Here is a 26142-nt window from a genome sequence, read left to right on the forward strand (position 1 = left end):
GTAGGAAAAAAAGCCGGCCGGTTCTACGAAGCCGCGCCCTGGATGCCCGCCCGAACCATCAATGCCTCGGATGCGGCCATGAATTTGCGGATGTGTTGCTCGGTCAGCCCCGGCGACGGCAGGATGGCGCCGCCCTTGCTGTCGAACATCGCCCCGCTATGGCCTTCGATGTCCGAGGTGAGCAGCAGCGGCGCGATGCGTTGGGCGTAGGTGTTGGCGGTCGGCGTCAACAGTCCGATCAGTGTTTCCACCGCACGGGACTTCAGCGAATCCTTTCCGAAGAAGTTGTCGCGGATGTTGGTCTTGATCAGCCCGGGGTTCAGGCCGAAGAACGTGGCGTGCGGCCAACGCTTGGCCGCATCGAGCACGAGCATTTCGTTGCCGGCGACGGTGTTCATGTGCGCCGGCATCGCCTTGTACGACTTTTCGGAATTGAGGTCGTCCGGCGCGCCGATCTGACCGCCACCGGGATAGCCCACCAGGAACACACGCGGCTTCACGGACGATAGGGGACGCCGCGTGCCCAGCCTGGGCGCGATGGCACGCAGAATGACTAGTCGGTTGAGATAGCTGACGGCCAGATCGCGCTCGATGCCTTCCGCCGTTTCCTGGCGTTGCGGCGCCGCGAAAATGCCGGTGGTGAGGATCACCATATCCAGCGATTCCGCCGGCAGCGCGTCCGCGACCCGCTGCGCTTCACGCATCAGACTCAAATCGGCCTGCATGAAGGCGATTCTCGGCACGCTGGTGTCGCGAAAAGTCTGGCCAACGACCACGACGTCGGCGCCGAGGGACGCCAGATGGCGGCTCAAGGCGCGACCGATACCGCCGGTGCCTCCGATAACGGCAACCTGCTTCCCTTCGACTTTCAAGGCGTTGGCGCGACGCCATGCCACACGCTTGTCCCGCTTCATGATGACTTCCTCCGATTTCGGATAGGAAGATCATCGTGTGCTTCTCGTACGGGATAAATATGGTAATTTGGAGAACATTGATCCACCAATGGAGCAATGAACGTGGAGCTGCTGAACGACATGGCCTTGTTCGTGGAGGTCGTCAAAGCCAAGGGCTTTCGCACGGCGGCCGAAGCGATAGGAATGCCGAACTCGACGTTGTCGCGGCGAATCGGCGCGTTGGAGAAGGCGATTGGCCTGCGTCTGCTGCACCGTACGACGCGCAAGATCGAACTGACCGAGGCCGGCCAGATCTACTTCGAACGATGCAAGCGCATCGTCGATGAAGCCCGGCTGGCGCACGAGCAACTCGGCGAAATGCTTGCGCAGCCCAGCGGCGTATTACGCGCCTCGCTGCCGGTGGATTTCGCCGTCACCTATCTGGCGCCCCTGATCGCCGAGTTCGCTGGTCTTTATCCCGGCATCGCTTTTGATTTCGACCTGACCCCGCGACGGGTGGATCTGGTCAGCGAACCTTTCGACGTTGCGATCCGCATGGGGGAATCCGAGAGCTCGCAGCTGATCGCGCGCGCATTGGCTTCGCTCACGCCCTACCTTTACGCCTCTCCCGGCTACCTTGAACGCTCGGGCGAACCAGGCAAACCTGCCGACTTGGAGCAGCATGAGTGCCTGAGCATCCTGAAAGCCGGTTCATGGACGTTGCACGATGGCAAGCGGACCGCAGCCGTGCCGGTAGGCGGGCGGTTCACGCTCAACAGCGTCGGCATGATCCGCCGTCTGGCGACGCTCGACATGGGCATCGTCCTGATGCCGGAGGAGATCGTCGCCGACGAGCTGGCCAACGGGAAGCTGCGCCGGATCATGCCCGGATGGCACGGCAAGCCGATGCCCGTCTATGCCATTACGGAAACCCGGCTGCTGCCGGCAAAGACGCAGCGATTCATCGAGTTCCTGCGTGAGCGACTTGCGCAGAAGTGAGTCGGGCCAGTGTTCAGGAAGGATGTCCGACATTCGGGACGAGCGGCTTCGATGGGAAAGTGGAGTCGGAGCGCGCATGGCGCTCCGCTCCGCGGTCCAGTTACCTCTCGCCCTGCTCCGCCTGCTCGATGATCGTTGCGCCTGGAAAGACGTGCGGCCCATTGCGAGTCAAGACTTGTCGTTCTGCGGAGACCGACAGAATCGCAAGATCAAGGAGACGCATGAAGCATGGCGAGCATCAGCAGCAGAACGACCATGCCGATAAGGCCGACACTTAGGAGTATCGGCAGCCGGTTCCGGCGCTTCTTGCGCGGTGCAATATCCGGCAAGTCGAACCAGTAGCTGCGGCTGCCTTGGAGCGGGGACGACTGTTTCTTCTTGGGTGAGCCAGCAAACATGACATTCCTCTATTCGAAGGCCGGTGATCGAGGGGCTGCATGCCCCTCGTGTTCGCCTTGGGAAAGCCGCACGCCGGATTGGGCGAGACCCTCAGAAATGGAACAGATAGCCCGCCGAGATCCTGGTCTGCGACGAACGTTCGACCAGGGGACTCCGCTTTATCTCGTCGCCAAGGCTGACCGTGCCGACGTCCAGGAAGAACGTGTGCCGTTGCGCAGGGCTGTAGTCGAGCCGGAGGCCCGCTTCGACGTTGACGGTAGCGTCGCCTTCATAGAAAGGACGGTCCGACGTGGCTTCTTCCGGACGCACGCCGTAGTAGTACGCCACGTACTTCTGGTCGACCCACTCCGCGGCCACGCGCGGGGTCAGGCCGAAGCGGCCCATGCCGAAGCGGCGTTCCACCTGGACGCGTCCGCGCGAACCTTCGCTGTTGTCCATCGCATCGACCAGGTATTCCGCCGACACTTCCGCGATCGGGTTCTTCCAGACGACCGCGGCGCCTACCCAGGCGCTGTCGTCGCGTTCCTGCATGCCTTGCAGATAGTCCGACTCGCCGGGATCGTAGCCGTCCAAGGCGTAGCGCGCTCTCAACCGGAAATCCAGTACGTCGCTGTCGTTCGCCTTGAAATCGATCCGGCCGCCGTTGACGTCCACCCAGCGATTCTCGAAATAAACGATCGGGATCGCCTTCGTTTCGTTGTCGTAGTCGCGGTACGGCCGCTCGATCACCGCGGCTCCCAAACCGATGCCCCAGCGCGAGTCGTCCGCTTTGGTGGCCTCGACGTCCTGCGCGTGGGCCATCGTGGCGATTGCCCCGAGGGACAGGATTCCAAGCAGCTTCAAGCCTGCCGCTGATGGCAGACGACGTAGTCCCTCATGACGCATTTTTCGAATCCTCGATTGGGCCGGCCAACGAGGGCCGGCAAGTTGATGTCGGTGGTGTCCCGTCCAGATATCCGGCGCGACGCCGCCATGCGGACCGCAACAAACCGCACGCTGGAAATCGCGCCTTACTGACCGATTGGACAGTAAGGATCCTATGCCATAATGACCAATCGGTCATTATGGCGTTTGGAGCCGGGTAAGTGCACATTCAGATTTGCGGCCCGACGCCGGCTGCATGGCTGTGCTGGCGGGAAGGACCAGGAGAAAAGGCGTCACGGCGGGCGGATGCCACCCTCCGGCTACACTGGTTTGGGGATTACCGGCTTGCCGCGCTACGGCACGCCCGGATCCCATGCTGCGGAGAATGCAGCGGCCTTATCAGTTAGAGGGACATCGTCACGATGACGCAGGCGAAAAAGAAACCGAAGGAAAAGGCCGCCGTAAAGGCGAAGAGGAAGAGAACGCGGCTGTCTCCCGAGGTCCGGCGCAAGCAGATCCTGGAGGCCGCGCTGGCCGAATTCAGCGCCATGGGCTTCGCCGCCACCAGCATCTCCAGAATCGCCGGGCGCGTGGGCATTTCGAAGGCCAACGTCTACGTCCATTTCTCCAGCAAGGACCAGATCTTCGAAACCTTGCTTCAATCCCTGTCCTCGGTGGGAAAGTCGCAGGGCAGCTGGTCCAGGATCCAAGAAGCGCGGGACGTTTCGGAATTCATCGACAACCTGATCGATGTGACCTATGAAGCACTTACGCCCGAAGCCCTTGCGATCATGCGGCTATTGATTTCGGAAGGACACCGCATTCCGGATGTGCTGGCCAAATGGCATGAAGCCAATCTTCAAGGGCGGGCGGAACGGCAGGCGGCCATCGATGAACAGGTGGCGGCGGGCCGCATGAAGGCGAATCCGCTCACCGAGCATTTCGAGTTCGCCATGACCCCAGTGGTATATGCAGCCGTTGCGAAATTGACTTTCGGGGACGCCGCTGCCGAAGAGGTGGAGCGCATCAAAGACACGCACCGCAAGCTGCTGCGCCAGTTGCTGTAGTTCCTTTGCCGGAGTGCCGCAACGCCGACTGCCTGCTGTAAAAAAACCCGAAGAATGGCGCGCCCGGAGGGATTCGAACCCCCGACCAATGGCTTCGGAAGCCACTACTCTATCCGGCTGAGCTACGGGCGCATGGGACGCGCATTCTACCGGCAAACCGGCGCAGCGTCTTTTTCGCGTGGGGACCGGCCTGCTAGGCTGGCGGCATGGGTTACGAACGTTTTCAATCCGCAGGCCAGCCCCGCTGGCGCGAGCGGCTGGGCCAATACTGGAAACTGGTGCGCGGCGACCGCCCGATCGGCGTGCTGTTGTTGCTGTGGCCGACTTGGTGGGCCTTGTGGATCGCTTCGGCGGGCGTGCCGTCGCTGTGGACGCTGTTCGTGTTCACCGCCGGGGTCTGGCTGACGCGCTCGGCCGGCTGCGTGATCAACGACTACGCCGACCGCTGGCTGGACCCGCAGGTCGAACGCACGCGCGGGCGCCCGCTGGCCACCGGTGCGGTATCGGGACGCGAGGCCCTGCTGGTGTTCGCGGTGCTGATGATCGCCGCTTTCGCACTGGTGCTCACCCTGAACCGGCTGACCATTTATCTCAGCGTCGTCGGCCTGTTCCTGGCGGCCAGCTATCCTTATCTCAAGCGCTACACCTATCTGCCGCAGGTCTATCTGGGACTGGCTTTCGGCTGGGGCATTCCGATGGCGTTCGCCGCGGTGCAGGGAAGCGTGCCGCCGGTGGCGTGGGTGCTGTACTTCGCCAACATCCTCTGGGCCACCGCCTACGACACCTGGTATGCCATGGTGGACCGCGACGACGACATCCGCGCCGGCTCCAAGTCCACCGCCATCCTTTTCGGTGAAATGGACCTGATCGCGCAGGCGGTGCTGTATGCGTTGATGTTCGCGGCATTGTGGATGGTGGGCCGGCAGGCGCAGCTTGGCCTGTACTACTGGGCCGCGCTGGGCGTGGCGGCCGTGCTGGCGGCCTACGAATTCCTCATCGCCCGCCATCGCGAACGCGAAGCCTGCTTCCGCGCGTTCCTGCACAACAACTGGGTGGGCGCCGCTGTGTTCGCGGGGATCGCCATCCACCACGTGATGCAAAGCCACGCCATGGAGGCCGTAATACCCTAGCCGCTCTTTTCCTGTCGGAGATTCCCGTGACGAAAATCCTGATCGGCTGCCTGCTGGCTGCGCTCGCCCATCCCTCGATGGCTGCAGAAAACCCGTCACGCGAACATCTGGCGCCGGCGGGCTGGGAAGGCTCCTACCATCAGTTGCACTACACGCCGGTGGTCAAGATAGGCGATCGGGTGATCGTGTCGGGAATCCCGGCCGCTGAAGGCGACACCGACGAAGCCAAGATCCGCTGGATGTTCGAACAGCTCAAGCTGCACCTGGAGTCGGCCGGGGCCAGTATGGAGGACGTGGTGGAACTGACCAGCTTCCACGTTTCGACCGATCACGAAGATTTCCGCCGCCGCGTCGAGCCCGTGCTGAAAGTGCATCGTGAATTCTTCAAGGACCACTATCCGGCATGGACGGCGGTGGGCACCACGGGGTTGTTCTCGGCCGGTGCGCCGGTGGAGATGCGCGCCGAAGCGATCATCGGTTCGGGCCGCACCGCCAGGGCGGACATTCCGAAGCCCGCATCGCCGCCCGCGCCGGCCACGCCCTGAAACAAACTCGTCCCCGCCTTCACTGGGACGACGGTCATTCTTCCGTTCCGTCGGTGTAGCTTGCGTTCAAGCAAGTCCGGTTACTGTGAGACGGCATGAAGCGGAAGCTACGGGTTTCCGTTTTCCAGGCGGTCCTTCTCCCTGCGCAGGCGCCACATGAAACGATTGATCCTGTTGTGCGTGGCCATGATCGCAGCCGGTGGCGCGGCTGCTCAAAGCGCCGATGCTCCGCTCGATCTGCGCGTTCCCGAGCCAGCTGCGGCGCCTGCGGCAACCGATGCGGCGGCCAAGAGCGATCCGCCGGGGACATATTACGGCGACACCAGCGGCAGACCCTCACGGCGCGCGTGGGACGAACCCGCCGTCGAGGACGACGGCACAGCCAAGGTCTGGGGCAGTTTCACCACGGGCATCGGCCATACCAAGGGCTACGGCACTTCGCATTACAACGCGGCCGAGGTCAACGTCAGCAAATCCTTCGGCGATGGCGAACGCCCCAATGCGTTCAACCTGCAGATCCGCGTCGAGCAAGGCGACGGTCCGGCTTTCGGCGGTCCCTATCCGTACCCCTACTTCGATCATGGCGCGGGCTACCCGCCGCGCTGAAGCAATCAGCCGAGCGGAGTTCTTTGCGGACACTCCGGAACAATCCGAATGTCATCCCGAGCGTAGCGAGGGATCTGCTTCTGCTTCTTGCCGCGCCAACAGCGGATCCCTCGCTACGCTCGGGATGACAGGCAAGGAGTTGTTCGGAGCACCTCTAAGCACCTACTCCTGGAATCACCTCGCATGCGATGCCCTGTTGGCTGAGCCGCTGCGCGAAGCGGTCGCCAGTCGCGGTCTGGAAGGTATTGCCGGATTTCAGGCACACCACGCACTGGCCGGACTGCGCGTGTTCCAGCAACAGCGCCAGCAAGGCCTCGTCATCGCCCGGCAAGGGCAGACGCGACGCATCGCGGCGGGCCAGCGCCACGAGGGCGGGGTGCGACTGGCTATCGCAAACCAGCAGGTCGGCGCGGTTCAGCGCACGCAATCCTTTCAGCGTCACCAGGCCGGGATCGCCAGTGCCGGCATCCACTAGCAATACGCTGCCGGCGGCGGCGACGTCTCCGGCGCTGTCCAGCGCCGCCAGGAACGCCTGTTCGGCCGATTCCCGCTGTCCCGTCTGCAGCAGCACGGGCACCGGACCGTCCATCACCTGCTCGAACCAGCGCCGGCGCAGCGCCAGTTGCGGCAAGCGGCCGCGGATGGCGGTGCGATGGCGGGCGAACAGACCGGCGAACTCGCCCAGCGAATGATCCAGCAGGGTTTCCAATTGCTCGCGCAGCCGCCGGGCCAGCATGGGCGCCGCACCGCCGGAAGAAATCGCCAGCAGCAGCGGCGCGCGATCGACGAGGGCGGGAATCTGGAAGGTGGACAGTTCGGCGTCGTCGACGACGTTGGCCAGTAGCCGGCGCGCGCCGGCTTCGCGCGCCAGTTCGGCGTTGAAGGCGCGGTCGTCGGTCGCCGCCACCAGCAGCCAGACGTGGTCCAGCCAGCCGGGGTCGAACGCGCCTTCGAGCCGATGCACGCGACCTTGCTCCAGCCACTGCGCCAGCGTGTCGTTCAGTGCGTGCGCATGCACCCGCACCTGCGCGCCGGCCTGCAGCAGGGCTTCGATCTTGCGCGCGGCGACCTCGCCGCCGCCGACCACCAGCACTTCGCGGCCGGCCAGATCGGCGAACAGGGGGAACAGCGGAGAGGGGGACATGCGGATTCCTGAAAAGGGCAGCTGAAGGGACGGCTCGCCAGCGGTCATGTTGCATGGCAACATGAAGTGGACTCCTCTGGCTAGCCTTCCGCCCGTCATGTTGCGTGTCCTGCTGGTCAACGATACCGAAAAGCCGATCGGCGAGCTGCGGGCGGCGTTGCAGGCGGCCGGCTACGAAGTGCTGGAAGAGGTCGCCGCCGCCGATGCGCTGCTCAAGGCGGTGGAGTCGCAACAGCCCGACGCGGTGATCATCGATGTGGATTCGCCTTCCCGCGACACGCTGGAGCAACTGGCGGTGATGCACCGCCACGCGCCGCGGCCGGTGGTGATGTTCTCCGCCGACGGCGACGACCGCCTGATCCGGGACGTGGTCGCCGCCGGAGTGACCGCCTATGTGGTGGACGGCCTGACCCCTGCGAGGATGGCGCCGATCCTGCAGGTGGCGCTGGCCCGGTTCGAACAGCAAGCGCATGTCCGACGCCAGTTGAGCGAAGTGCAGCAACAGCTGGCCGACCGCAAATTGATCGATCGCGCCAAAGGCCTGCTGGTGGAGAAACGCGGCATGAGCGAGGCCGAGGCCTACGCCAGCATGCGCCAGCTGGCCATGCGGCAAGGCCAGAAACTGGTGGACATCGCCCGCCAGATCATCGCCATGGCCGACTTACTGGGATGACGCCCGCATGACCCTCAACCATCACTCCGACGGCAACACCGGTCAGCGTCTGCTGCGATTGGGCTTCATGCCGCTGATCGATTGCGCGCCGCTGGTGGCCGCGGTGCGGCTGCAGTTGGATCGCAAGCACGGCCTGCATCTGCAATTGCACCGTCAGGCTTCCTGGGCGGCGATCCGCGACAAATTGCTGACCGGCGAACTGGATGCGGCCCATGCTTTGACCGGCCTGGTGCATGGCGTGCAATGGGGCATCGGCGGCGTGCAAGCCGATCTGTCGATATTGCTGACCCTCAACCGCAATGGGCAGGGCATCGTGCTGTCGCATCCGCTGGCCCAGGCGCTGGATGCGGGCCAGCCGCTGACTGAGGCGTTTGCCGATTTGCGGCGGCCACCGGTGTTGGCGCAGACCTTTCCCACCGGCACCCATGCGATGTGGTTGTACTACTGGCTGGCCGCGCAGGGCGTGTCGCCTCTGCACGCGATCCGCAGCGTGGCCATGCCGCCGCCGCAGATGGCCGAGGCGCTGGCCCGCGGCGAACTGGACGGCTATTGCGCCGGTGAGCCTTGGGCGCAACAGGCGGAAACCTTGCAGGTGGGCCGCCGGGTGGTGGCCAGTGGCGAGATCTGGCCCGACCACCCGGAAAAAGTACTGGCCTGCCGTCGCGACTTCGCCACTCAGGAACCGGAAACCGCGGTGGCGTTGACCGCGACCTTGCTGGAGGCGTGCCGCTGGCTGGACGAACCCGGCAATCGCAATCAGGCGGCGGGCTGGTTGGCCGAGCCGGAGGTGATTGGGCTGCCGGTGGAGCAGATCTCCACTTGCCTGGGCGCGAGCGATGCATCCGGCAGCCCCCGTTTGTCGTTTCACGACGGCGGTGCGGTGAATTTTCCCTACTTGTCCGATGGCCTGTGGTTCCTCAGCCAGTTCCGGCGCTGGGGTTGGCTGGCGCAGGACCGCACTGAATCGGACTGGGCGCGGCAGGTGGCCGAAGTGCACGGCACCGCGCGCTATCGGGAAGCGGCCGCCAGCGTGGCGGTGCAGGTGCCGGCGGCGGAGAGCCGCCGCAGCGTGCTGTGCGATGGCATCGTCTGGGACGGGCATGCCGCGCAGGCCTATGCGGACGCATTCGCCATCCGCGAGTAGGTCGGGGCTACGCCCCCGACACACGGAAATCCTGCCTCCCCGCTGTTCACGACCATGGCATGTCTGCGCATTGCGGTTGTTTTGCCCCCCTTTTCAAAGGGGGCTACGGGGATTTGCTCTTGATCCTGCTTTAGAGCCAGAGCAAATCCCCCCTCAATCCCCCTTTTTCAAAGGGGGAAGCAAAAAAGCGCATCGCCTGCATTGGCATCAATCGCACGCCTGGAACCGCCGTGACTGCCGCGCAGGCCTATGCGGACGCATTCGCCATCCGCAGTAGGTCGGGGCTACGCCCCCGACACACGGAAACCCTACTTCCCCGTTGTTCACGACCATGGCATGTCTTGCGCATTGCGGTTGTTTTGCTCCCTTTTCAAAGGGGGCTACGGGGATTTGCTCTTGATCCTGCTTTAGAGCCAGAGCAAATCCCCCCTCAATCCCCCTTTTTCAAAGGGGGAAGCAAAAAAGCGCATCGCCTGCATTGGCATCAATCGCACGCCTGGAACCGCCGTGACTGCCGCGCAGGCCTATGCGGACGCATTCGCCATCCGCAGTAGGTCGGGGCTACGCCCCCGACACACGGAAACCCTACTTCCCCGTTGTTCACGACCATGGCATGTCTTGCGCATTGCGGTTGTTTTGCTCCCTTTTCAAAGGGGGCTACGGGGATTTGCTCTTGATCCTGCTTTAGAGCCAGAGCAAATCCCCCTCAATCCCCCTTTTTCAAAGGGGGAGGCAAAAACGCATCGCCTGCATTGGCATCGATCGCATACCTGGAACCGTCGTGACTGCTGCGCCGCACAATAACTGTGCAGTTGCACAGCGGTTAGCACCGCATGCGTGCGTAACGTCTGCCGAAGACAGCAGAGCGAACCTCCCGATTCGCACCAGCAGTCGCTCAACTCATTGATTGAATAGCGATTACTGAGAATTTCGCGATAACGCGAAAGATTGGCACGGCGATTGCTCTTGTTTCCCATGACGGCACAACGAGGTGTCGGCACCCACATATCGGGAAGAGGCCAACGGCGGCCTGCTTTCCGCACGGACAACGGCGTCTTTCCAGCGAAAGCTGGAAGCACGCCGTTTTTTTTGCCCGGCCGGTAGACGCCCTACCGGACCCCATCGATTGCAGGGCCGCCCCACGGCCCGCAAGGAGCCATCGCAGATGAATCGCTCGTTCTGGCAGGCCGGTCATACCCCCACCTTGTTGTCGGCGTTCCTGTATTTCGATTTGAGTTTCATGGTCTGGTATCTGCTGGGGCCGCTGCAGGTGCCCATCGCCACGGCGTTGCATCTGGACACCCAGCAGCGCGCGCTGATGGTGGCCGTGCCGATCCTGTGCGGTGCGGTGTTGCGTTTGTTCATGGGCATGGCCGCCGACCGCATCGGCGCGCGCCGCGCCGGCCTGATCGCGCAGGCGATCGTGATCGCGGCGCTGCTGGCGGCCTGGCGGCTGGGCGTGCACAGCTTCGGTCAGGTGCTGCTGCTGGGCGTGTTCCTGGGCGTGGCCGGCGGTTCGTTCGCCATCGCTCTGCCATTGGCTTCGCGCTGGTATCCGCCGGAGCATCAGGGCACCGCGATGGGCATCGCCGGTGCCGGCAATTCGGGCACGGTATTGGCGGCGCTGTTCGCACCGGTGCTGGCGATCGCCTTCGGCTGGCACAACGTGTTCGGCCTGGCCTGTCTGCCGTTGCTTGCAGTGCTGTTGGTATTCGCCGTGTACGCCCGCGACGCGCCCTTGCCGGTGCAACGCAAGACCCTGCGCGACTACGGCAAGGTGCTGGTGGGGAACCGGGATTCGTGGTGGTTCATGCTGTTCTATGCGATCACCTTCGGCGGTTTCGCCGGTTTCGCCAGCGCCTTGCCGGGTTACTTCCACGACCAGTTCGGTTTCGATTCCAGGATCGCCGGTTGGGCCACCGCCGCCTGCGTGCTGGCCGGCTCGGTGATGCGGCCGGTGGGTGGAGTCATCGCCGACCGCATCGGCGGCACGCGCAGTCTGCTGATGATCTACCTGGCAGCGTCGGCACTGGTGGCGCTCGCCGGTTTTGGTTTGGGCGGGCCCGTCGGCACGGTGATGCTGTTCGTGCTGACCATGTTGTGCCTGGGCGCGGGCAACGGCGCGGTATTCCAGCTGGTGCCGCAGCGTTTCGGTTCCGAGATCGGCGTGATGACCGGTTTGATCGGCATGGCCGGCGGCATCGGCGGTTTCCTGCTGGCGGCGGGATTGGGCGTGGTCAAGCAGCACACCGGCAGTTATGCGCTGGGCCTGTGGCTGTTCGCCGGCATCGCCCTGCTGGCCTGGGTCAGCTTGCGCGGGATCAAGCATCACTGGCGCAGCCAATGGGCCGCCGGCGCCGCGAGAGTCTGAGGAGCAACCCATGGGAGCACCGATGAAGAAACCCAGACTCGTCGTCGTCGGCAACGGCATGGCAGGCATCCGCACGCTGGAGGAGTTGTTCAAGCTGGTGCCGGACATGTACGACGTCACCGTGTTCGGCGCCGAACCGCATCCCAACTACAACCGCATCCTGCTTTCGCCGGTGCTGGCCGGGGAGCAGGAATTCGAGCACATCGTGCTCAATTCGCTGGACTGGTACGCCGACAACGGCATCCGTCTGCACCTGGGCAAGGAAGTCACCCGCATCGACCGCGTGCGGCGCAGGGTGATCGCCGCCGACGGCACCGAAGCCGAATACGACCGCCTGCTGCTGGCCACCGGTTCGCTGCCTTTCATCCTGCCGGTGCCGGGCAAGGATCTGAAAGGCGTCATCAGCTACCGCGACATCTTCGACACCCGGACCATGATCGACACCGCCAAGGTCAAGCGCCATGCGGTGGTGATCGGCGGCGGCCTGCTGGGCCTGGAGGCCGCCAACGGTTTGAAGTTGCGCGGCATGGAAGTGACCGTGGTGCATCTGGCCGGCTGGCTGCTGGAGCGCCAGCTGGATCCGGTGGCCGCCGGCTTGCTGGAGAAGTCGCTGAGCGAACGCGGCCTCGCATTCCGCCTCAACACCTCCACCACCGAAATCCTCGGCAACGAAGCCGGCGAAGTGACCGGCGTGCGCTTTTCCGATGGCAGCGAGCAACCGGCCGACCTGGTGGTGATGGCCGCCGGCATCCGCCCCAACACGCAGCTGGCACAGGAGGCGGGGCTGTACTGCAACCGCGGCATCGTGGTCAGCGACGGCCTGCAGACCTACGATCCGCGCGTGTACGCGGTGGGCGAATGCGCCAGCCATCGCGGCATCGCCTACGGGCTGGTGGCGCCGTTGTTCGAGCAGGCCAAGATCTGCGCCAATCACTTGGCCCATTACGGCATCGGCATCTACCAGGGTTCGGTGTCTTCGACCAAGCTCAAGGTCACCGGCATAGATCTGTTTTCCGCCGGCAATTTCATGGGCGGCGAAGGCACCGAGGAAATCGTGTTGTCCGACCCGGCCGGTGGCGTCTACAAGAAACTGGTGATCCAGGACGAAAAACTGGTCGGCGCCTGCCTGTACGGCGACACCTCCGACGGCGGCTGGTATTTCAAGCTGCTCAAGGACGGCCGCAAGATCGACGATCTGCGCGACCAGCTGATGTTCGGCGAAAGCGCGATAGGCGACGCCGGCCATTCCGGGCAGAGCCGGGCGATGGGCATGCAGGACAGCGACGAGGTCTGCGGCTGCAACGGCGTGTGCAAGGGCACCATCGTCAAGGCGATCACCGGCAATGGCCTGTTCACCCTGGACGAAGTGAAGAAGCACACCAAGGCTTCCAGTTCGTGCGGCTCGTGCACCGGTCTGGTCGAGCAGATCCTGATGAACACGCTGGGCTCCAGTTTCCAGCAGACCCCCAAGACCAAGGCGGTGTGCGAATGCACCAGCTATGCGCACGGCGAAGTGCGCAAGGTGATCCGCGAACATCACCTGCTGACCCACCGCGAGGTGTACGACTTCCTGGAATGGCGCACGCCCAACGGCTGCGCCACCTGCCGTCCGGCGGTCAACTACTACTTGCTATCGACCTGGCCGCGCGAAGCGGTGGACGATCCGCAATCGCGTTTCATCAACGAGCGCGCGCACGCCAACATCCAGAAGGACGGCACCTTCTCGGTGATTCCGCAGATGAAAGGCGGCGTGACCAACGCTTCCGAGCTGCGCCGGATCGCCGATGTCGCCGACAAGTACGCGGTGCCCATGCTCAAGGTCACCGGCGGCCAGCGCATCGATCTGCTGGGTATCAAGAAGGAAGATCTGGTGGAAGTATGGAAGGACCTGGGCATGCAGTCCGGGCACGCCTACGGCAAATCCATCCGCACGGTGAAGACCTGCGTGGGCAGCGAGTTCTGCCGTTTCGGCACCCAGAACAGCACGCAGATGGGCATCGACCTGGAAACCATGCTGGCCAACATGTGGAGTCCGCACAAGGTCAAGCTGGCGGTGTCCGGCTGCCCACGCAACTGCGCCGAGTCGGGCATCAAGGACGTAGGCATCATCGCGGTGGATTCGGGTTGGGAAATCCATGTCGGCGGCAACGGCGGCATCAAGACCGAAGTGGCGCAGTTCCTGGTCAAGGTGAAGACCAGCGACGAGGTGCGCGAATACACCGGCGCGTTCCTGCAGCTGTACCGCGAAGAAGCCTATTACCTGGACCGTACCGTGCATTACATCGCCCGGGTCGGGCTGGATTACATCCGCCAGCGCGTGGTCGACGACGCCGACAACCGCAGGGCGTTGCATGAACGCCTGTTGTTCGCGCTGGAAGGCTTGTCCGATCCGTGGGCGGCGCGCATCGCCGGCGCGCAGCGGCACGAGTTCCAACCGCTCAAGTTGAAAATGCTGGCCGACCCGGTGGAGGCCTGAGCCATGTCCGCATCGAGCGCGTCCCCATCAAGCATGTCCGCCTCAAGCACACTCGCCTCAAGCACGGCCGCACCCGATTGGGTCGAAGTGTGCAGAGTCGATGACATTCCCGTGCTCGGTGCGCGCGTGCTGGAAAGGGAAGGCGGCGACAACATCGCGCTGTTCCGCACCGCCAGCGACAAGGTGTTCGCCCTGCGCGATCGTTGTCCGCACAAAGGCGGACCGCTGTCGCAGGGCATCGTCGCCGGGGAAACGGTGACCTGTCCGCTGCACAGCTGGAATCTGAGCCTGGAGAACGGCGAGGCGCGTGCGCCGGACGTGGGCTGCGTGGCGACCTATCCGGTGCGGGTGGAGGACGGCGTGGTGTGGCTTTCGCTGGGGCTTACATCCGCCGAAGCCCACACCAGTTCCGGCGTGGATCGCGGCCGCTCGTCATCGGACAGTTTGGCGTCGGCGGAGAGCGACCTGGTCATTCGGATCGACAACCTGGAGGGTCCGGAGGTTCTTGCGTTGCTCCGGGAACACCTGGGCTCCATGGAGCACACCGCCCCGGCGGAAAGTCGCCATGCCCTGGATCTGGCTGGCCTGCGCGACCCCGCCATCACTTTCTGGAGCGTCTGGGACGGTCCGGCGCTGGCCGGATTCGGCGCGCTCAAGCACATGACGGAGTCGCACGCCGAGATCAAGTCCATGCGCACCGCCACCTCGCATCTGCGACGAGGGGTGGCATCGAAAATGCTGCGGCACCTCATTCAAGAAGCCACGGCCCGCGGCTACTCGAGACTGAGCCTGGAGACGGGGTCAATGGAGTTCTTCGAGGCCGCGCGGCGTTTGTACGCAACCTTCGGGTTTGCTCCGTGCCCGCCTTTCGGCAACTACAGGCCAGATCCCAACAGCGTGTTCATGACCCTGGATATCGCCGGGTCGGCGTCCGACGATTCATTCGATCCGAAGCCGCTTCGCGGCTTGACCTGAACCGGACGATGGACGGCGACACGCGCACACTCACGCCGTCTTCCACCGCACCGCTGCGGCGTACGCGCACGCGTTCCACTTGTTGCTACTGCGGTGTGGGTTGCGGCGTGCTGATCGACGCCGAACACGATGCGCACGGCAGCCGCATCACCGGCATCGCCGGCGACCCCGAGCATCCGGCCAACTTCGGCCGTCTGTGCACCAAGGGCCTCAACCTGCCGCAGACCACGCGCGAGACGACCGGCCGCGCGCTGGTCCCGCAGCTGCGCCGCCTGCGCGGCGATGCGCGCCGCGAGGTGGACTGGGGTGTGGCGCTGGACACGGTGGCCGAGCGCTTCGCCGGCATCGTCGCCGAACACGGTCCGGATTCGGTGGCGTTCTATCTGTCGGGACAACTGTTGATCGAGGACTACTACGTCTTCAACAAGCTGGCCAAGGGCCTGATCGGCACCAACAACATCGACACCAATTCGCGCCTGTGCATGTCCAGCGCGGTCTCCGGCTACAAGCTGGCGCTGGGCGCCGATGGCCCGCCGACCTGCTACGACGATCTGGAGCAGGCGCGCACCGTGCTGTTCGCCGGCAGCAACATGGCCTATGCGCATCCGGTGCTGTTCCGCCGCCTGGAAGCCGCGCGCGAGGCGCATCCGGAAACCAGGTGGATCGTGATCGATCCGCGCCGCACCGACACCGCCGCCATGGCCGACCTGCACCTGGCCTTGCAGCCGGGCACCGACGTGGCCCTGTTCAACGGCATGCTGCATCACCTGATCTGGGAAGGCTTGATCGACGCCGACTACATCGACGCGCATACCGAAGGCTTCCAGCCGCTCAAGCGGATGCTGCGCGAATACACGCCGCGTTTCGTCGCCGACCTGTGCGGCGTGCCGGCCGAAGACATCGTCCAGGCCGCCGAGTGGTTCGGCCGCAGTCCGGCCGCGCTGTCGCTGTACTGCATGGGCCTGAACCAGTCCAGCCACGGCACCGACAAGAACCTGGCGCTGATCCAGCTGCATCTGGCCACCGCGCAGATCGGCAAGCCCGGTGCGGGGCCGTTCTCGCTGACCGGACAGCCCAATGCGATGGGCGGGCGCGAAGTCGGCGGCATGGCGACCATGCTGGCGGCGCATCGCGAGATCGCCGATCCCACTCATCGCGCCGAGCTCGAACATTTGTGGAACCTGCCCGCGCAAACCCTGTCCGATCGCCCCGGGTTGCCGGCGGTGGCGCTGTTCGAGGCCTTGCGCAGCGGCAAGGTCAAAGCAGTGTGGATTGCATGTACCAATCCGGTGCACTCGATGCCCGACATCAATCTGGTGCGCGAGGCGCTGGGCAAGGCCGAGTTCGTGGTGGTGCAGGAAGCCTTCCTCAACACCGACACGGTGCCTTATGCCGACGTGCTGCTGCCGGCGACCAGCTGGAGCGAGAAAGAAGGCACGGTGACCAATTCCGAACGCCGCATCTCGCGCGTGCGCGCCGCACTGCCCGCGCCGGGCCAAGCCAAAGCGGACTGGTGGATCGCAAAAGAAATAGCGCGGCGAATCGAGGCGCGCCTGGCGCCGCCCGGCGCCACGCCGTTGTTCGAGTTCGCCGACACCGAGGCGGTGTTCGACGAACATCGCCGCCTGACCGTGGGACGCGACCTCGATATCGGCGGCCTCGACTATGCGCTGCTGGAAACCCAAGGACCGCAGCAATGGCCGTTTCCGGCGGGCGCGAGCGAAGGCCAGGCGCGGCGCTACGGCGACGGCGTGTTCGCCACCGCCGATGGCCGCGCGCGTTTCCATGCCACTCCCTACAAGCCGGTGGCCGAACCGATTTCGGCGCGCTATCCGCTGCGTCTGCTGACCGGCCGCCTGCGCGACCAATGGCATGGCATGAGCCGCAGCGGGCGGGTGCCGGGATTGTTCGCGCACGCGCCGGAGCCGGAGCTGACCATGCATCCGGACGATGCCGTGCGGCGCGGCCTGAGCGCTGGCGATCTGGTGCGCGTGACCAGCAAACGCGGCGAACTGCTGCTGCCGCTGGCGGTGTCCGACGAAGTGGGTTCGGGCACGGTGTTCGCCGCGATGCATTGGAGCGGGCAGTTCCTGGCCAGCGGCGGCATCAACGAAGTCAGCAACGGCGCGGTCGATCCCAAATCCTTCCAGCCCGAACTCAAGCACGCGGCGGTGCGGGTGGAGAAAGCGGCTTTCGGTTGGAACCTGCTGGCCGCGCGCCGCGGCGATGCGCTTGCTTTGCAGATCGCCGTGCAGCCATTGCTGCGCGAGTGCGCGTTCGCTTCTCTCTCCCTGCGCGCCGATGCCGATCCGGCTTCGGGCCAGGCCTGGCTGGTGTTGCGCGCCGCCGCCGAGACCGTGCCGCCGCAATGGTTGCAGCGTCTGGCCGAAGTGTTGCGGCTGCAGCCGGGCGAACACGTGCTGGAGTACCACGACGCGCGCCGCGGCCTGCTCAAGCGGGTCGGCTGGGGGTGCGATGCGCACAACGACCGGATCGAAGGATTGCTGCTGGCCGGCGGCCAGCGCGACCCGGGCAACGAGGCCTTGCTGGATATCGCCTTGGCCGGCACGGCATGGACCGGTTCGCGCCTGGCGGTGTTCACCCAGCGCCTGTCGGGCGGTACGCGCGATGCGCTGGTTTGCCAATGCATGCAGGTCAGGGAGTCCCCCATCCGCGCCGCGATAGCGCAGGGCGCCGATGTGGCCGAACTGAAAAAGCGATTGGGCTGCGGCAGCGTCTGCGGTTCCTGCGTACCGCAGCTGGCGCGCATGTGCCGCGAAATCGTGGACAGCGGGTAGGTCGGGGCTACGTCCCCGACGCGCGCAATGGGAGGGGTTCCCGTGCGTCGAGGGCGTAGCCCCGACCTACCCGCGCATGACGATGATCTTTCCGGAGAACCGAACGAATGAATGGCAACCACGATTCCTGCACCGCGAACACGCACGGGGGCAAGGTCAGCCTGGTATCGGCCGGGCCCGGCGATCTGGAGCTGCTGACGATAAAAGCCGCCAGAACGCTGGCGACCGCGGATGTGCTGATGCTGGACGATCTGGTCGATCCGCAGATCGTGTCGCTGGCGCCGCAGGCGCGGGTGATCCGCGTGGGCAAGCGCGGCGGTTGCCGCTCCACGCCGCAGGCGTTCATCTGCCGGCTGATGCGCCGCTATGCGCAACGCGGAGCGCACGTAGTCCGGGTCAAGGGCGGCGATGCGCTGCTGTTCGGCCGCGCTGGCGAGGAAATCGGCTTCCTGCGCAAGTCCGGCATCGAAGTGGCCATCGTCAACGGCATCAGTTCCGGTTTCGCGGCGGCCGCAGCTTTGGGCGTTTCCCTGACCCACCGCGATCACTGCCGTGGCGTCACCTTCGTCACCGCCCACGCGCAGGACCACAGCGAACCGGACTGGGCGGCCTTGGCCGCTACCGGCACCACGCTGGCGATCTACATGGGCATGGACCGGCTGGAATCGCTCAGCGCAGCATTGTTGCTGCATCTGCCGGCGCATACGCCGGCCGCCGTCGTGCAAGCAGCAAGCCAGCCGGATGAGGCGCGGCTGCTCACGACCCTGGGCCGGTTGGCAGCCGATGCGCGCCATGCCGGCTTGGGCAGTCCCGGCGTGATCCTGATTGGAGCGGCCCTGGCCGAAGCGGCGATTCCTGCGCTGCAACCTTCGCTTTCACTGGTGGAGGCGTGCGGCTGATTCGCTAAGGAAATTCAGAACACGACTCAGTTCGTCATCTTCGTCATTCCAGCGAAAGCTGGAATCCATTTTGACCTTCGCTATTCGCTGAGCAAGATCAAAATGGGCCCCAGCTTTCGCTGGGGTGACGATCAAGAGCAAGTTGTTCAGAAGTTTCCTAAGGCACCCGCGCGCAAACCCACGCATCCACGCGCGCCACGCCTGCGCGCCGCAAACGCTTGGCCGCCGCTTCCAGGGTCGCGCCGGTGGTCATCACATCGTCGACCATCGCCACGTGATCCGGTAACGCCGCGTCGGCACGGACTTCGAACGCGCGCCGCAGGTTGCGTTGACGGGCGCCGGCATCCAGCTCGGACTGCGGCGCGGTGGCGCGCGTGCGGACCAGCACCTCCGATAACAGGGGAACCTGCAGTGCGCGGGCCAGGGGTTTGGCGAGTTCCCGCGCCTGATCGTAGCCGCGCTGGCGCAAACGGGATTCGTGCAGCGGCACCGGTACCAGGGCCGAAGGCCTAGATAGCCCGGATACGCCTTGCAGCATGAGCTCGGACAGCAACCGTCCCGCGGCCAGATCGTTGTGGAACTTGAAGCGGGGCACCAGCCGGTCCAGCGGAAACCCGTAAACGAACACCGCATGGGTTTCGGCCAGCGGCGGCGGACGTTGCAGGCAGGCGCCGCAGGTGCCCGGCGCGGGCAGCGGCAGGGCGCAACGCAGGCAGGCGCTGCCGTTCCAGGGCAGCGCTTCGGCGCAGGCGCGGCACAGATCCCGGCCCTCCGCACCGTTTTCGCCGCAGAGCAGGCAGCGTGGCTGTAGACAGCGCTAAAAGCCGGGAACGCCGACACAGCTAAATCAATGGCTTATGTCCAGCCATTGGGCCATCGACGAGGCCGAGGTAGGCCCATAAAGTAAGAATTTCCTCGACAATTGCTGTCAAAAGGCGAGATTTTTTGCAGAGACCGCATTTCGGCCTGGACGGCTGGCTTACCGACGCTGAGCGGTGGACCGTAGGCTCGACAGCGGCTGGCGTTATGCGCGTTCGGCCACGACCTTCGCTCGCCGACGGCTCGCAACGACTTTTTTGCCAGATTGAGCAGCCCGAAGCTCATCCCGGATTTCCACCAATAACTGGCCAAGCTTGTTCTGGCCCACTCCGTTGACCTCACCCCAGAGTCGGTTAACGACGGAATCCACCGTGGCCGACTCGACCAGCCGCGCATCCCCAGTGCTGAGTAACAGGGCCTTCAGATCCTCGTGCTGGGTGTACTTGGCGCGGAGGATTCGCTTCATCCGATCGAATTTGCTGGTCGACCAGCCTGGGCTAATGTCCCAGTAATAGAGCCCGTGTGCAGCCATCGCCAGCAGAGCAGGCGAGGGGGCAGCCATTAGCCATGCCTTGACCTCGGGCTTCCGGGCCTTACCCGCTTGATAAGCGTGCTCTGCGGTGGCATAGCGCTCGCCTTCAAATTCGATCTCGCGCCGATAGAGATTGCTGAAAGCCCCATAAGGCCGTTCATTGGCGCGATAGAAGCGAATCTCGCTGGGCATGAATTGCGCTCCAAGTTCCGTATATGTTAATTTATTTTAAATATCAAAAAAGTCAAGTAATTCGCCAAAAAATGCCTCGTGGCCGGCCTCCAGCTCCCACCGATGACGCCGCAATTGCGGCACGGGCGGAAGTCGAAAATTTCATGAAAACCCATGATTTAAAGCCATCTGGGCTGGGCAAGCTTGCGGGCGTGACACCCGCTACGGCCACCCGGGTCTTGGCCAAGAGCCCGGCCACCTGGTCAGACGGATTTATTGAAATCGTGAAATTTGTAAATTCACAAAAAGCGGGCGACGGCGACCTAATGAAGTTGGCCAGCTCCCTGCGCGGTCAGAAGGAAGTTGCACACGCCGCCGCCACGCTACTGCGCGCCGTGGCTAACCTGCTAGAAAAGTCTTAGGGTTTAGGCCAGATGGGCTTCAGGCGAACGCGCACAGATCTAGTGCGTCTGAATAGGCTGGCGGTCGGCGCAGTAGTTGGGCTCCATGAGTGAGAGGTGCCAACTGCATCTGTTCGAATACGGTGTGGATGGGAGCGTCATACAAGGCGCCGCGGGCTCCTAGAAAGCTGCAGCTCCACGCGGCCACGCCCGATGCAGTTTTCATCACGCGTGTCAGCTGAGTTGGCGTGAGCTGCGAGAGCTTTTGACTCGTGCCTGATAGCAGAAAGATCAGTGCGCTGGTGAACCAATCGCCAGCACCGCACGCGTCGATGGCGCGCGGATTGGGTACAGCAGCGATCTCGTGATGGGCATTCCGATCAAAGCTCCATCGCAAACCTCGCGAGCCGAGAGTTTCGATCCACAGTGTGCTGGCGTTAGCAGCAGCTACTCCCTCCAGAGCGTTGCGCCGATCGCTGGAGTGCTTAACGATATCGGCCAGCGCAAACATCTGGCCCATCCAGGGCAAATCCGAGCTTGCTGATGGCTCGTATACGATCAGGGCACCGTGAGCCTTCGCCTGTGCTGCCAGTTCGATAATGCTGTCAGAAAGTCGATCGGCAAAGAAAACGTCGGCCCGGCGGACGTGAGCAACCTGGTTGGTCAGCCACGTGTCCGCAGGTCGCTGATAGTGCGGAAACTTTCGGCCGCAATGTGGACAGCTGTCAGAGAACCAGTGGCGAGCATGGCCGTGCGCGTCGACATCGATGTGATGGGCAAACACTGGTGTAGGTGGCGCATCATCGCTGGGCGTTGAATGTAAACAGACCCCGGCGCTTTCCATCTCGTGCCGGATCAGCCGCGCGATTGACGAATCGTCCATGGCCCCGAGCCAGCTCGACTGCCATCCCATTCTGGCCAATATAGTCAGCACGTTGCCGCATGTGCCGCCACCGCTGGCTGAATAACTCACGCTAGCGCCATTACGCTGAACGATTACGTCCAGTGCAAGAAGTCCTGTTCCGACAATATGGGGCATGTTAGGTGTCCGCCAACTCGGTAACAGTGAGCTCAATCGTTAGGATACGCCTCGCCCGTAAGCCACAGGTGAATCAGTCCCGGTGGCGGAGGGTTATCGGAAAATTGTACCTGATACTTTAAAGACTCCACATACGCGATAGGAAGCTTGCGGTCAAGTGCGGCAAGAAGTGCACCTAAGGCCATCGCCTTGGTCCCCAGGGGGGACAAAACCGTGATCGAGCCATCTTCCACTTCATAGGTGAGGCGGCGCATCGCGTCGACCCGCAAGATGGTGCGGTAAAGATCCAGGGGATGCCCTTCGGCCGCGTACAAAAAGTCGCGGGCATCGACATTCCACGTATTGGCAATCTGCTCCTGAAAGACCTCGATGAGCTCCTCTACCGCGCGTGGGTCCGCTGCTGGAAATGGTAAGACCGGACATACTTCTTCTGGGTCCAGTCGTTGGAATATCAGTTTCAGCGCAGACTGCGCGCGACTGCTCAGTTGTGGGATCCAGAGCTTTGGTTTCTTGGACTCTGCCTCCGTACCGAAGTCGGGATCGAAACCGTGCACCATCTGTAGCTTGTCCATTACCTCTGAGCTCACGGCGCCGTCGATGGACGGGCTCGTTGTTACCATAACGTGCACATTGGGGAAGTTGGCCTTATCACACGCTTGGTTGTAGAACTGCTGGACGATCGGGAAGCTAATGCCAATAGATAGGGCGCTGATATCGATGACGATATCCGTTAGCTCGTCCAGCGCTTCCGCAACTAGCTTTTGGGTGATCCGGCGACCACCGACGACTGTCTTCTCGTCTTCAGAGAAGACGTTGACCACATGAACTACGTTGTCGGGAATCGTTGCAGTGAGTTTTTTTTCATTCGCATCCGCACGCTTGTGGAGCTCTTGATCTGCTTGTGGCCGTTCTTCGCGAATAAGTACAGCACGTAAATACTGAGGCGCTGCTGCAACCAGCTGATCGGCCACGTGGGTGGCGCGAGGGTCGAACCCCGCTCCACAGATAAGAAGGCATCTACGAGGAGAAGCCTTGTCTGAAAAATAACTTGAAATGAACTTCAGCGCCTCAGCATCCCGATGGTTAATGCATTGGTCCCAGCGCATATCATGGGTCATGGCGCCACCTCCGTATCGCGCAACATTCGGAACTCTTCAAGATGCGACACGCGACGCTCAAGAAATCCGCCGCGTTGTAACGTCAGGCCATTGGCAAGCAAGATGGGCCCACAGAGCTCGATTAAACACCAATCGCGATTCTTTGCTCTTTGGTCGGGAACCAGATTGAACACGTTGTAAGCGACGCCGAATTGCAGCACTCGAGCAAGGTCGCGGTGGCTTTCTGTAATCATGAGAAATTCATCTCGCGGTATTCCAAACGCGCTCGCGCCTCCCCCCAAAGAAGCGTTTGGCTCTCTGGATTTGGCTACGCAGGCTGCGGCCATGCCCATTGCGATTCTCTTCACAGCGCTACTTTCAGGAAAGTTCCAGCTACCAATCATCTGACGGGCATGCTCTTGCAGCGTGTCGAACTGTTGCTGAGCAGATAAGCGAGGTTTTTTTGCCCGAATTACACGAGTCTGTAGCAGGCGCACCAACTGCCCTGCAAAATCGAGGAAACGCTCCGTGTTCTCGTTGGCCAAGTCAGCCAACGACTCATAACCATATAGATAGGGGACCTTTGCTTCGTGCCAGAGGTGAATCCTAGCGCCATGTTCGATAGAAGTAGATGGTCGAACGAGGCGCTCTTCAATGAGCTCCAGGTCCTCAGGCGCCTCGCTACTGTCGAAGATAGAAGTCTGTGGCGTTCGACGCGCTTGGCGAGCCAGCAGAATTGCCATCATCGCGTCGCCAACCAACGTGCCTTCATCGCCCCGTAGGTCGTGGTCAGAAAGATACTCGGCCACCTGCCGCTGTATATCAGTCACCCAGAGATCGGGCAGGACGGCTTGGGTCTTGGCACGGTCAAGAATTGCCTTGCCAAGACGTAGCTGTTCCTTGGTCGCCGCAACGAGTCGGTCGTCCAGCAACAATTCAAAATCCGTAGCCGCGTGCTCCTTCATGACGGGGATTTGTTGCAGGTAGCGGCTACTGATCTGGCGCGCCACTTTGCGGAAATCGCCTCGCGACCTTGAGCGCTCGCCCTGCAAGCGAATCTCTACGATGTCACGAGATTGCTGCACGCCAGGCTCAGAAGAGTAGGCCAGCGCTTGCGCAATCGACTCATTGTTCAGAATGTGCCGTGGACCAAATGAATCAAATCGCGTCAGAATCCAGCGAGCGATGGATATCTCACGTCCGGCAAGCCAGCGGATCAAGTAGCGCTGCTGTGATTCATGCAGCCAGAAGACATCATCGAGAATAAGTAGTGGAACTAGCTCAGCTTCGCGCCCGTCAAAGGTGACAATAAATCGTTCGATTACGTCCAAAGCGTCATACGGAGTGCGCAGAGCTTCTGGCAGGGCATCTTCGGCTGGAGGTACAAGAGCGGCACAAACCCCATAGGCCGCGCGCTCAACCGCCTTGGCGCGCTCGTAGGCGGCCTCTGTGGACTGCAGACCTACAAACTCGGCAGAACTGCCAACATCACTCCTGCTAAGGATGCGCACCTGTGAAAGATCAATTCCTGCGTCCCGGAAACCCTGTAGCCAGCCCAGCATTGCACGTGCGTTGATCAAGGTGCGAAGGATCTTCTGACGCAGTGCTTCGTCGTATCCTAGCTCCCAACAATCGCGGTACTTCTCCTCCATAGAGAGCCTGCAGCCGGCTACGCGCGGGTGCTCCCCTTTGTACGCCTTGCATGCGGACAGTACCTGTTGAAGCTCGGCCATTTCGTTCGACCGCTCGGCCATCTGCTGAAGCGTTCGCAGCGTGCGTAGCCGAAACAGCTGGGCCATGGTGGTTTTTCCGCTGCCAGGCGTACCACTCATTACCACTAGGCGGTCGTACAGCGTTCCATCCGTGGCGTGAGGTTTTAAGTGCACCTCGAAAGGAGCTGAGGCGATGTAGGGAAGAAACGCAACGTCATCCCGAATTCTTTCAATGGCGCGTTTATCAAAAGGACTGGACATGATGGCTTGCTGCACTCAGGAATGTCGTTGGCGGCGGCGGAATAACGGACGCATCCTATGTGCGCTTCCATTGTCCGTTTCACTTTCTGCCCAAAGTAGCGCGACGCTGTTGTTGGGCGTGTTGTGGTCCAGTACCAGCGGGAGGGCACAGTCGGCGTAACCTAGGTGGATATTCTCGCTGCCTCCTTTGTCCGTATGACTGTTTCTAATGCTGGGATCGTAGTAGTGCTTGGCGATCGCAAGAAATTGATCGTCTTGGGGCGAACTCAGTTTCAGTGTGGTTGGATAGAGCCAGCCATAGGTGGGTAGAACCGTGTTTCTGACCTTCTCCCACAACGTTGGCTGCTCCTCCTTAAAGACCTTGATGGCCGCGGTTAGGTGATCGGCGGCCTTGGGAGTTCCAATCAGGTGATGCACGAGAAGATCAAAAGGGAGAACGAGTTGGATCTCTTTGATGGAAGCCAGAAACCTCTGAAGCTTGCCTTTCCAGGCACCATCGTCCTCCTTTCGGAGCAGGGATGTTCCTGAGGCCGTGAAGTCATCCACCAGTACGATGCGGGTGAAGTGGGCTGCGTCGTCTTTGACATCCTTGCGCAGTTCCTTGAGAAGATCGATCCATTTCTCGGCAGAGGGGTCGACGGTTACCACGACTTGTTCATTGGATATCCGGCCAACGTTGGCGTGGCGGAACGTATCGAGACGGGCGCCATCGCTTAGGGCGAGAAATAGCGTCTTTCTCCGATCCGTTTCCAAATGGTCCTTGGCATCAACTAAGACGCGCCAAGAAGGGATGTTCAGCTGTGTTGTCGCAGAGTTCACCAATTCCGGCCAAATCACCTCTGGATACAGCATCTCCACAAGGCGCTGGCGCTCAGCCGCACTGATGAAAACCAAACGCTTGCGGACAAACTCGTAGGCTGCGGGCCTGTCCTCGGGTTTGAACTGTTGAAGCCAGGCGACCAAGCTCTCTAAGAAGCGCATGCCCGCCAAAAAGTCTCGATAGTCGTCGTACTTCAGCTTCGCCATAAGGTTCAACCACGCGAACTCCTTTGTGGCCTGCTCATCTGACCAATCCATCACGGCGCTGAGAAGTCTTTGCGCGGTTTTATTCTTCACAACCCCTCCCC

The 26142-nt window shown here is 62.7% G+C and carries 23 protein-coding genes, 1 tRNA gene and 1 pseudogene; 14 read left to right on the top strand and 11 right to left on the bottom strand.

Annotated elements, in window-relative coordinates; all coding sequences use genetic code 11:
- Positions 1-23 precede the first annotated feature (23 nt).
- Complete coding sequence (locus CSC73_RS05585) at positions 24-914, bottom strand: SDR family NAD(P)-dependent oxidoreductase (RefSeq protein ID WP_163839430.1); 891 nt, start codon at positions 912-914, stop codon at positions 24-26.
- A gap of 96 nt (positions 915-1010) precedes the next feature.
- Here CSC73_RS05585 and CSC73_RS05590 point away from each other — a divergent pair, with 96 nt between their 5' ends.
- Positions 1011-1892 (top strand): LysR family transcriptional regulator, encoded by an 882-nt coding sequence (locus CSC73_RS05590; RefSeq protein ID WP_163839431.1) that lies wholly within the window; start codon positions 1011-1013, stop codon positions 1890-1892.
- Between the two features lie 489 nt (positions 1893-2381).
- Here the strand turns inward: CSC73_RS05590 and CSC73_RS05600 are convergent, their stop codons facing one another.
- Together CSC73_RS05600 and CSC73_RS05605 are read right to left on the bottom strand one after the other, a co-directional pair.
- Positions 2382-3092 (bottom strand): MipA/OmpV family protein, encoded by a 711-nt coding sequence (locus tag CSC73_RS05600; RefSeq protein ID WP_163839433.1) that lies wholly within the window; start codon positions 3090-3092, stop codon positions 2382-2384.
- Positions 3093-3558: 466 nt separating this feature from the next.
- Positions 3559-3705 (bottom strand): hypothetical protein, encoded by a 147-nt coding sequence (locus tag CSC73_RS05605; protein WP_163839434.1) that lies wholly within the window; start codon positions 3703-3705, stop codon positions 3559-3561.
- Between CSC73_RS05605 and CSC73_RS05610 the strand changes: the two genes are divergently transcribed.
- Positions 3704-4222 (top strand): TetR/AcrR family transcriptional regulator, encoded by a 519-nt coding sequence (locus tag CSC73_RS05610; RefSeq protein ID WP_163839520.1) that lies wholly within the window; start codon positions 3704-3706, stop codon positions 4220-4222. The genes CSC73_RS05605 and CSC73_RS05610 overlap by 2 nt on opposite strands.
- 55 nt (positions 4223-4277) lie before the next feature.
- On the opposite strand, the gene CSC73_RS05615 is transcribed toward CSC73_RS05610, so the two are convergent.
- A tRNA-Arg gene (locus tag CSC73_RS05615) sits at positions 4278-4354 on the bottom strand.
- Between the two features lie 74 nt (positions 4355-4428).
- Here CSC73_RS05615 and ubiA point away from each other — a divergent pair.
- The 3 genes from ubiA to CSC73_RS05630 all read left to right on the top strand — a co-directional run bounded on the left by ubiA (position 4429) and on the right by CSC73_RS05630 (position 6503).
- Positions 4429-5352, top strand: a complete 924-nt coding sequence (gene ubiA, locus CSC73_RS05620) for a 4-hydroxybenzoate octaprenyltransferase (protein ID WP_163839435.1) — start codon at positions 4429-4431, stop codon at positions 5350-5352.
- Positions 5353-5378: 26 nt separating this feature from the next.
- Positions 5379-5897, top strand: a complete 519-nt coding sequence (locus CSC73_RS05625) for a Rid family hydrolase (RefSeq protein ID WP_163839436.1) — start codon at positions 5379-5381, stop codon at positions 5895-5897.
- Between the two features lie 156 nt (positions 5898-6053).
- Positions 6054-6503: a hypothetical protein gene (locus CSC73_RS05630; protein WP_163839437.1), complete on the top strand. Its 450-nt coding sequence runs from the start codon at positions 6054-6056 to the stop codon at positions 6501-6503.
- Positions 6504-6657: 154 nt separating this feature from the next.
- Here the strand turns inward: CSC73_RS05630 and CSC73_RS05635 are convergent, their stop codons facing one another.
- Positions 6658-7647, bottom strand: coding sequence for an NAD(P)-dependent oxidoreductase (locus CSC73_RS05635; protein ID WP_163839438.1), 990 nt, complete (start codon positions 7645-7647; stop codon positions 6658-6660).
- 100 nt (positions 7648-7747) lie between these two features.
- Between CSC73_RS05635 and CSC73_RS05640 the strand changes: the two genes are divergently transcribed.
- The 8 genes and pseudogenes from CSC73_RS05640 to cobA all read left to right on the top strand — a co-directional run bounded on the left by CSC73_RS05640 (position 7748) and on the right by cobA (position 18983).
- Positions 7748-8320 carry an ANTAR domain-containing response regulator gene (locus tag CSC73_RS05640; RefSeq protein ID WP_176943951.1) on the top strand — a complete coding sequence of 191 codons (573 nt, stop codon included), beginning with the start codon at positions 7748-7750 and terminating at the stop codon, positions 8318-8320.
- Between the two features lie 7 nt (positions 8321-8327).
- Positions 8328-9464, top strand: a complete 1137-nt coding sequence (locus CSC73_RS05645; RefSeq protein WP_163839439.1) for a CmpA/NrtA family ABC transporter substrate-binding protein — start codon at positions 8328-8330, stop codon at positions 9462-9464.
- Between the two features lie 1204 nt (positions 9465-10668).
- Positions 10669-11835 carry a nitrate/nitrite transporter gene (locus tag CSC73_RS05650; RefSeq protein ID WP_211840830.1) on the top strand — a complete coding sequence of 389 codons (1167 nt, stop codon included), beginning with the start codon at positions 10669-10671 and terminating at the stop codon, positions 11833-11835.
- Between the two features lie 22 nt (positions 11836-11857).
- Complete coding sequence (gene nirB, locus CSC73_RS05655; RefSeq protein ID WP_163839441.1) at positions 11858-14311, top strand: nitrite reductase large subunit NirB; 2454 nt, start codon at positions 11858-11860, stop codon at positions 14309-14311.
- A 33-nt stretch (positions 14312-14344) separates the two neighbouring features.
- Positions 14345-14689: pseudogene (nirD, locus tag CSC73_RS18345) on the top strand (nitrite reductase small subunit NirD); the annotation flags it as partial.
- 156 nt (positions 14690-14845) lie between these two features.
- Positions 14846-15286, top strand: coding sequence for a GNAT family N-acetyltransferase (locus CSC73_RS18350; RefSeq protein ID WP_170299052.1), 441 nt, complete (start codon positions 14846-14848; stop codon positions 15284-15286).
- A gap of 8 nt (positions 15287-15294) precedes the next feature.
- Complete coding sequence (locus CSC73_RS05665) at positions 15295-18084, top strand: nitrate reductase (protein ID WP_163839443.1); 2790 nt, start codon at positions 15295-15297, stop codon at positions 18082-18084.
- 107 nt (positions 18085-18191) lie between these two features.
- The gene (cobA, locus tag CSC73_RS05670; RefSeq protein WP_163839444.1) at positions 18192-18983 is read left to right on the top strand and encodes a uroporphyrinogen-III C-methyltransferase; all 792 of its coding nucleotides are present in this window, start codon (positions 18192-18194) and stop codon (positions 18981-18983) included.
- A gap of 157 nt (positions 18984-19140) precedes the next feature.
- Here cobA and CSC73_RS05675 read toward each other — a convergent pair whose 3' ends face one another.
- Both CSC73_RS05675 and ybiA read right to left on the bottom strand, forming a co-directional pair.
- Positions 19141-19779 (bottom strand): ComFC family protein, encoded by a 639-nt coding sequence (locus CSC73_RS05675; protein ID WP_163839521.1) that lies wholly within the window; start codon positions 19777-19779, stop codon positions 19141-19143.
- 228 nt (positions 19780-20007) lie between these two features.
- Entirely contained in the window at positions 20008-20526 is a 519-nt protein-coding gene (gene ybiA / locus CSC73_RS05680; RefSeq protein ID WP_163839445.1) for a riboflavin biosynthesis intermediates N-glycosidase, read from the bottom strand.
- 23 nt (positions 20527-20549) lie between these two features.
- Here ybiA and CSC73_RS05685 point away from each other — a divergent pair, with 23 nt between their 5' ends.
- On the top strand, positions 20550-20927 hold the full coding sequence (locus CSC73_RS05685; RefSeq protein WP_163839446.1) for a hypothetical protein: 378 nt from the start codon (positions 20550-20552) through the stop codon (positions 20925-20927).
- Between the two features lie 19 nt (positions 20928-20946).
- On the opposite strand, the gene CSC73_RS05690 is transcribed toward CSC73_RS05685, so the two are convergent.
- From CSC73_RS05690 to CSC73_RS05705, 4 genes are read right to left on the bottom strand one after another with little or no spacing between them, the layout of a single operon-like run.
- Positions 20947-21945, bottom strand: coding sequence for a PfkB family carbohydrate kinase (locus CSC73_RS05690; RefSeq protein ID WP_163839447.1), 999 nt, complete (start codon positions 21943-21945; stop codon positions 20947-20949).
- Between the two features lie 32 nt (positions 21946-21977).
- The gene (locus CSC73_RS05695) at positions 21978-23063 is read right to left on the bottom strand and encodes a hypothetical protein (protein ID WP_163839448.1); all 1086 of its coding nucleotides are present in this window, start codon (positions 23061-23063) and stop codon (positions 21978-21980) included.
- Positions 23060-25015, bottom strand: a complete 1956-nt coding sequence (locus tag CSC73_RS05700; protein ID WP_163839449.1) for a hypothetical protein — start codon at positions 25013-25015, stop codon at positions 23060-23062. The genes CSC73_RS05695 and CSC73_RS05700 overlap by 4 nt, the downstream gene beginning before the upstream one ends.
- A 15-nt stretch (positions 25016-25030) precedes the next feature.
- Complete coding sequence (locus CSC73_RS05705) at positions 25031-26131, bottom strand: phosphoribosyltransferase-like protein (RefSeq protein WP_211840822.1); 1101 nt, start codon at positions 26129-26131, stop codon at positions 25031-25033.
- Between the last annotated feature and the right edge of the window lie 11 nt (positions 26132-26142).

It is taken from the genome of Pseudoxanthomonas sacheonensis, from assembly GCF_010093305.1.
Taxonomy (GTDB): Bacteria; Pseudomonadota; Gammaproteobacteria; order Xanthomonadales; family Xanthomonadaceae; genus Pseudoxanthomonas_A; species Pseudoxanthomonas_A sacheonensis.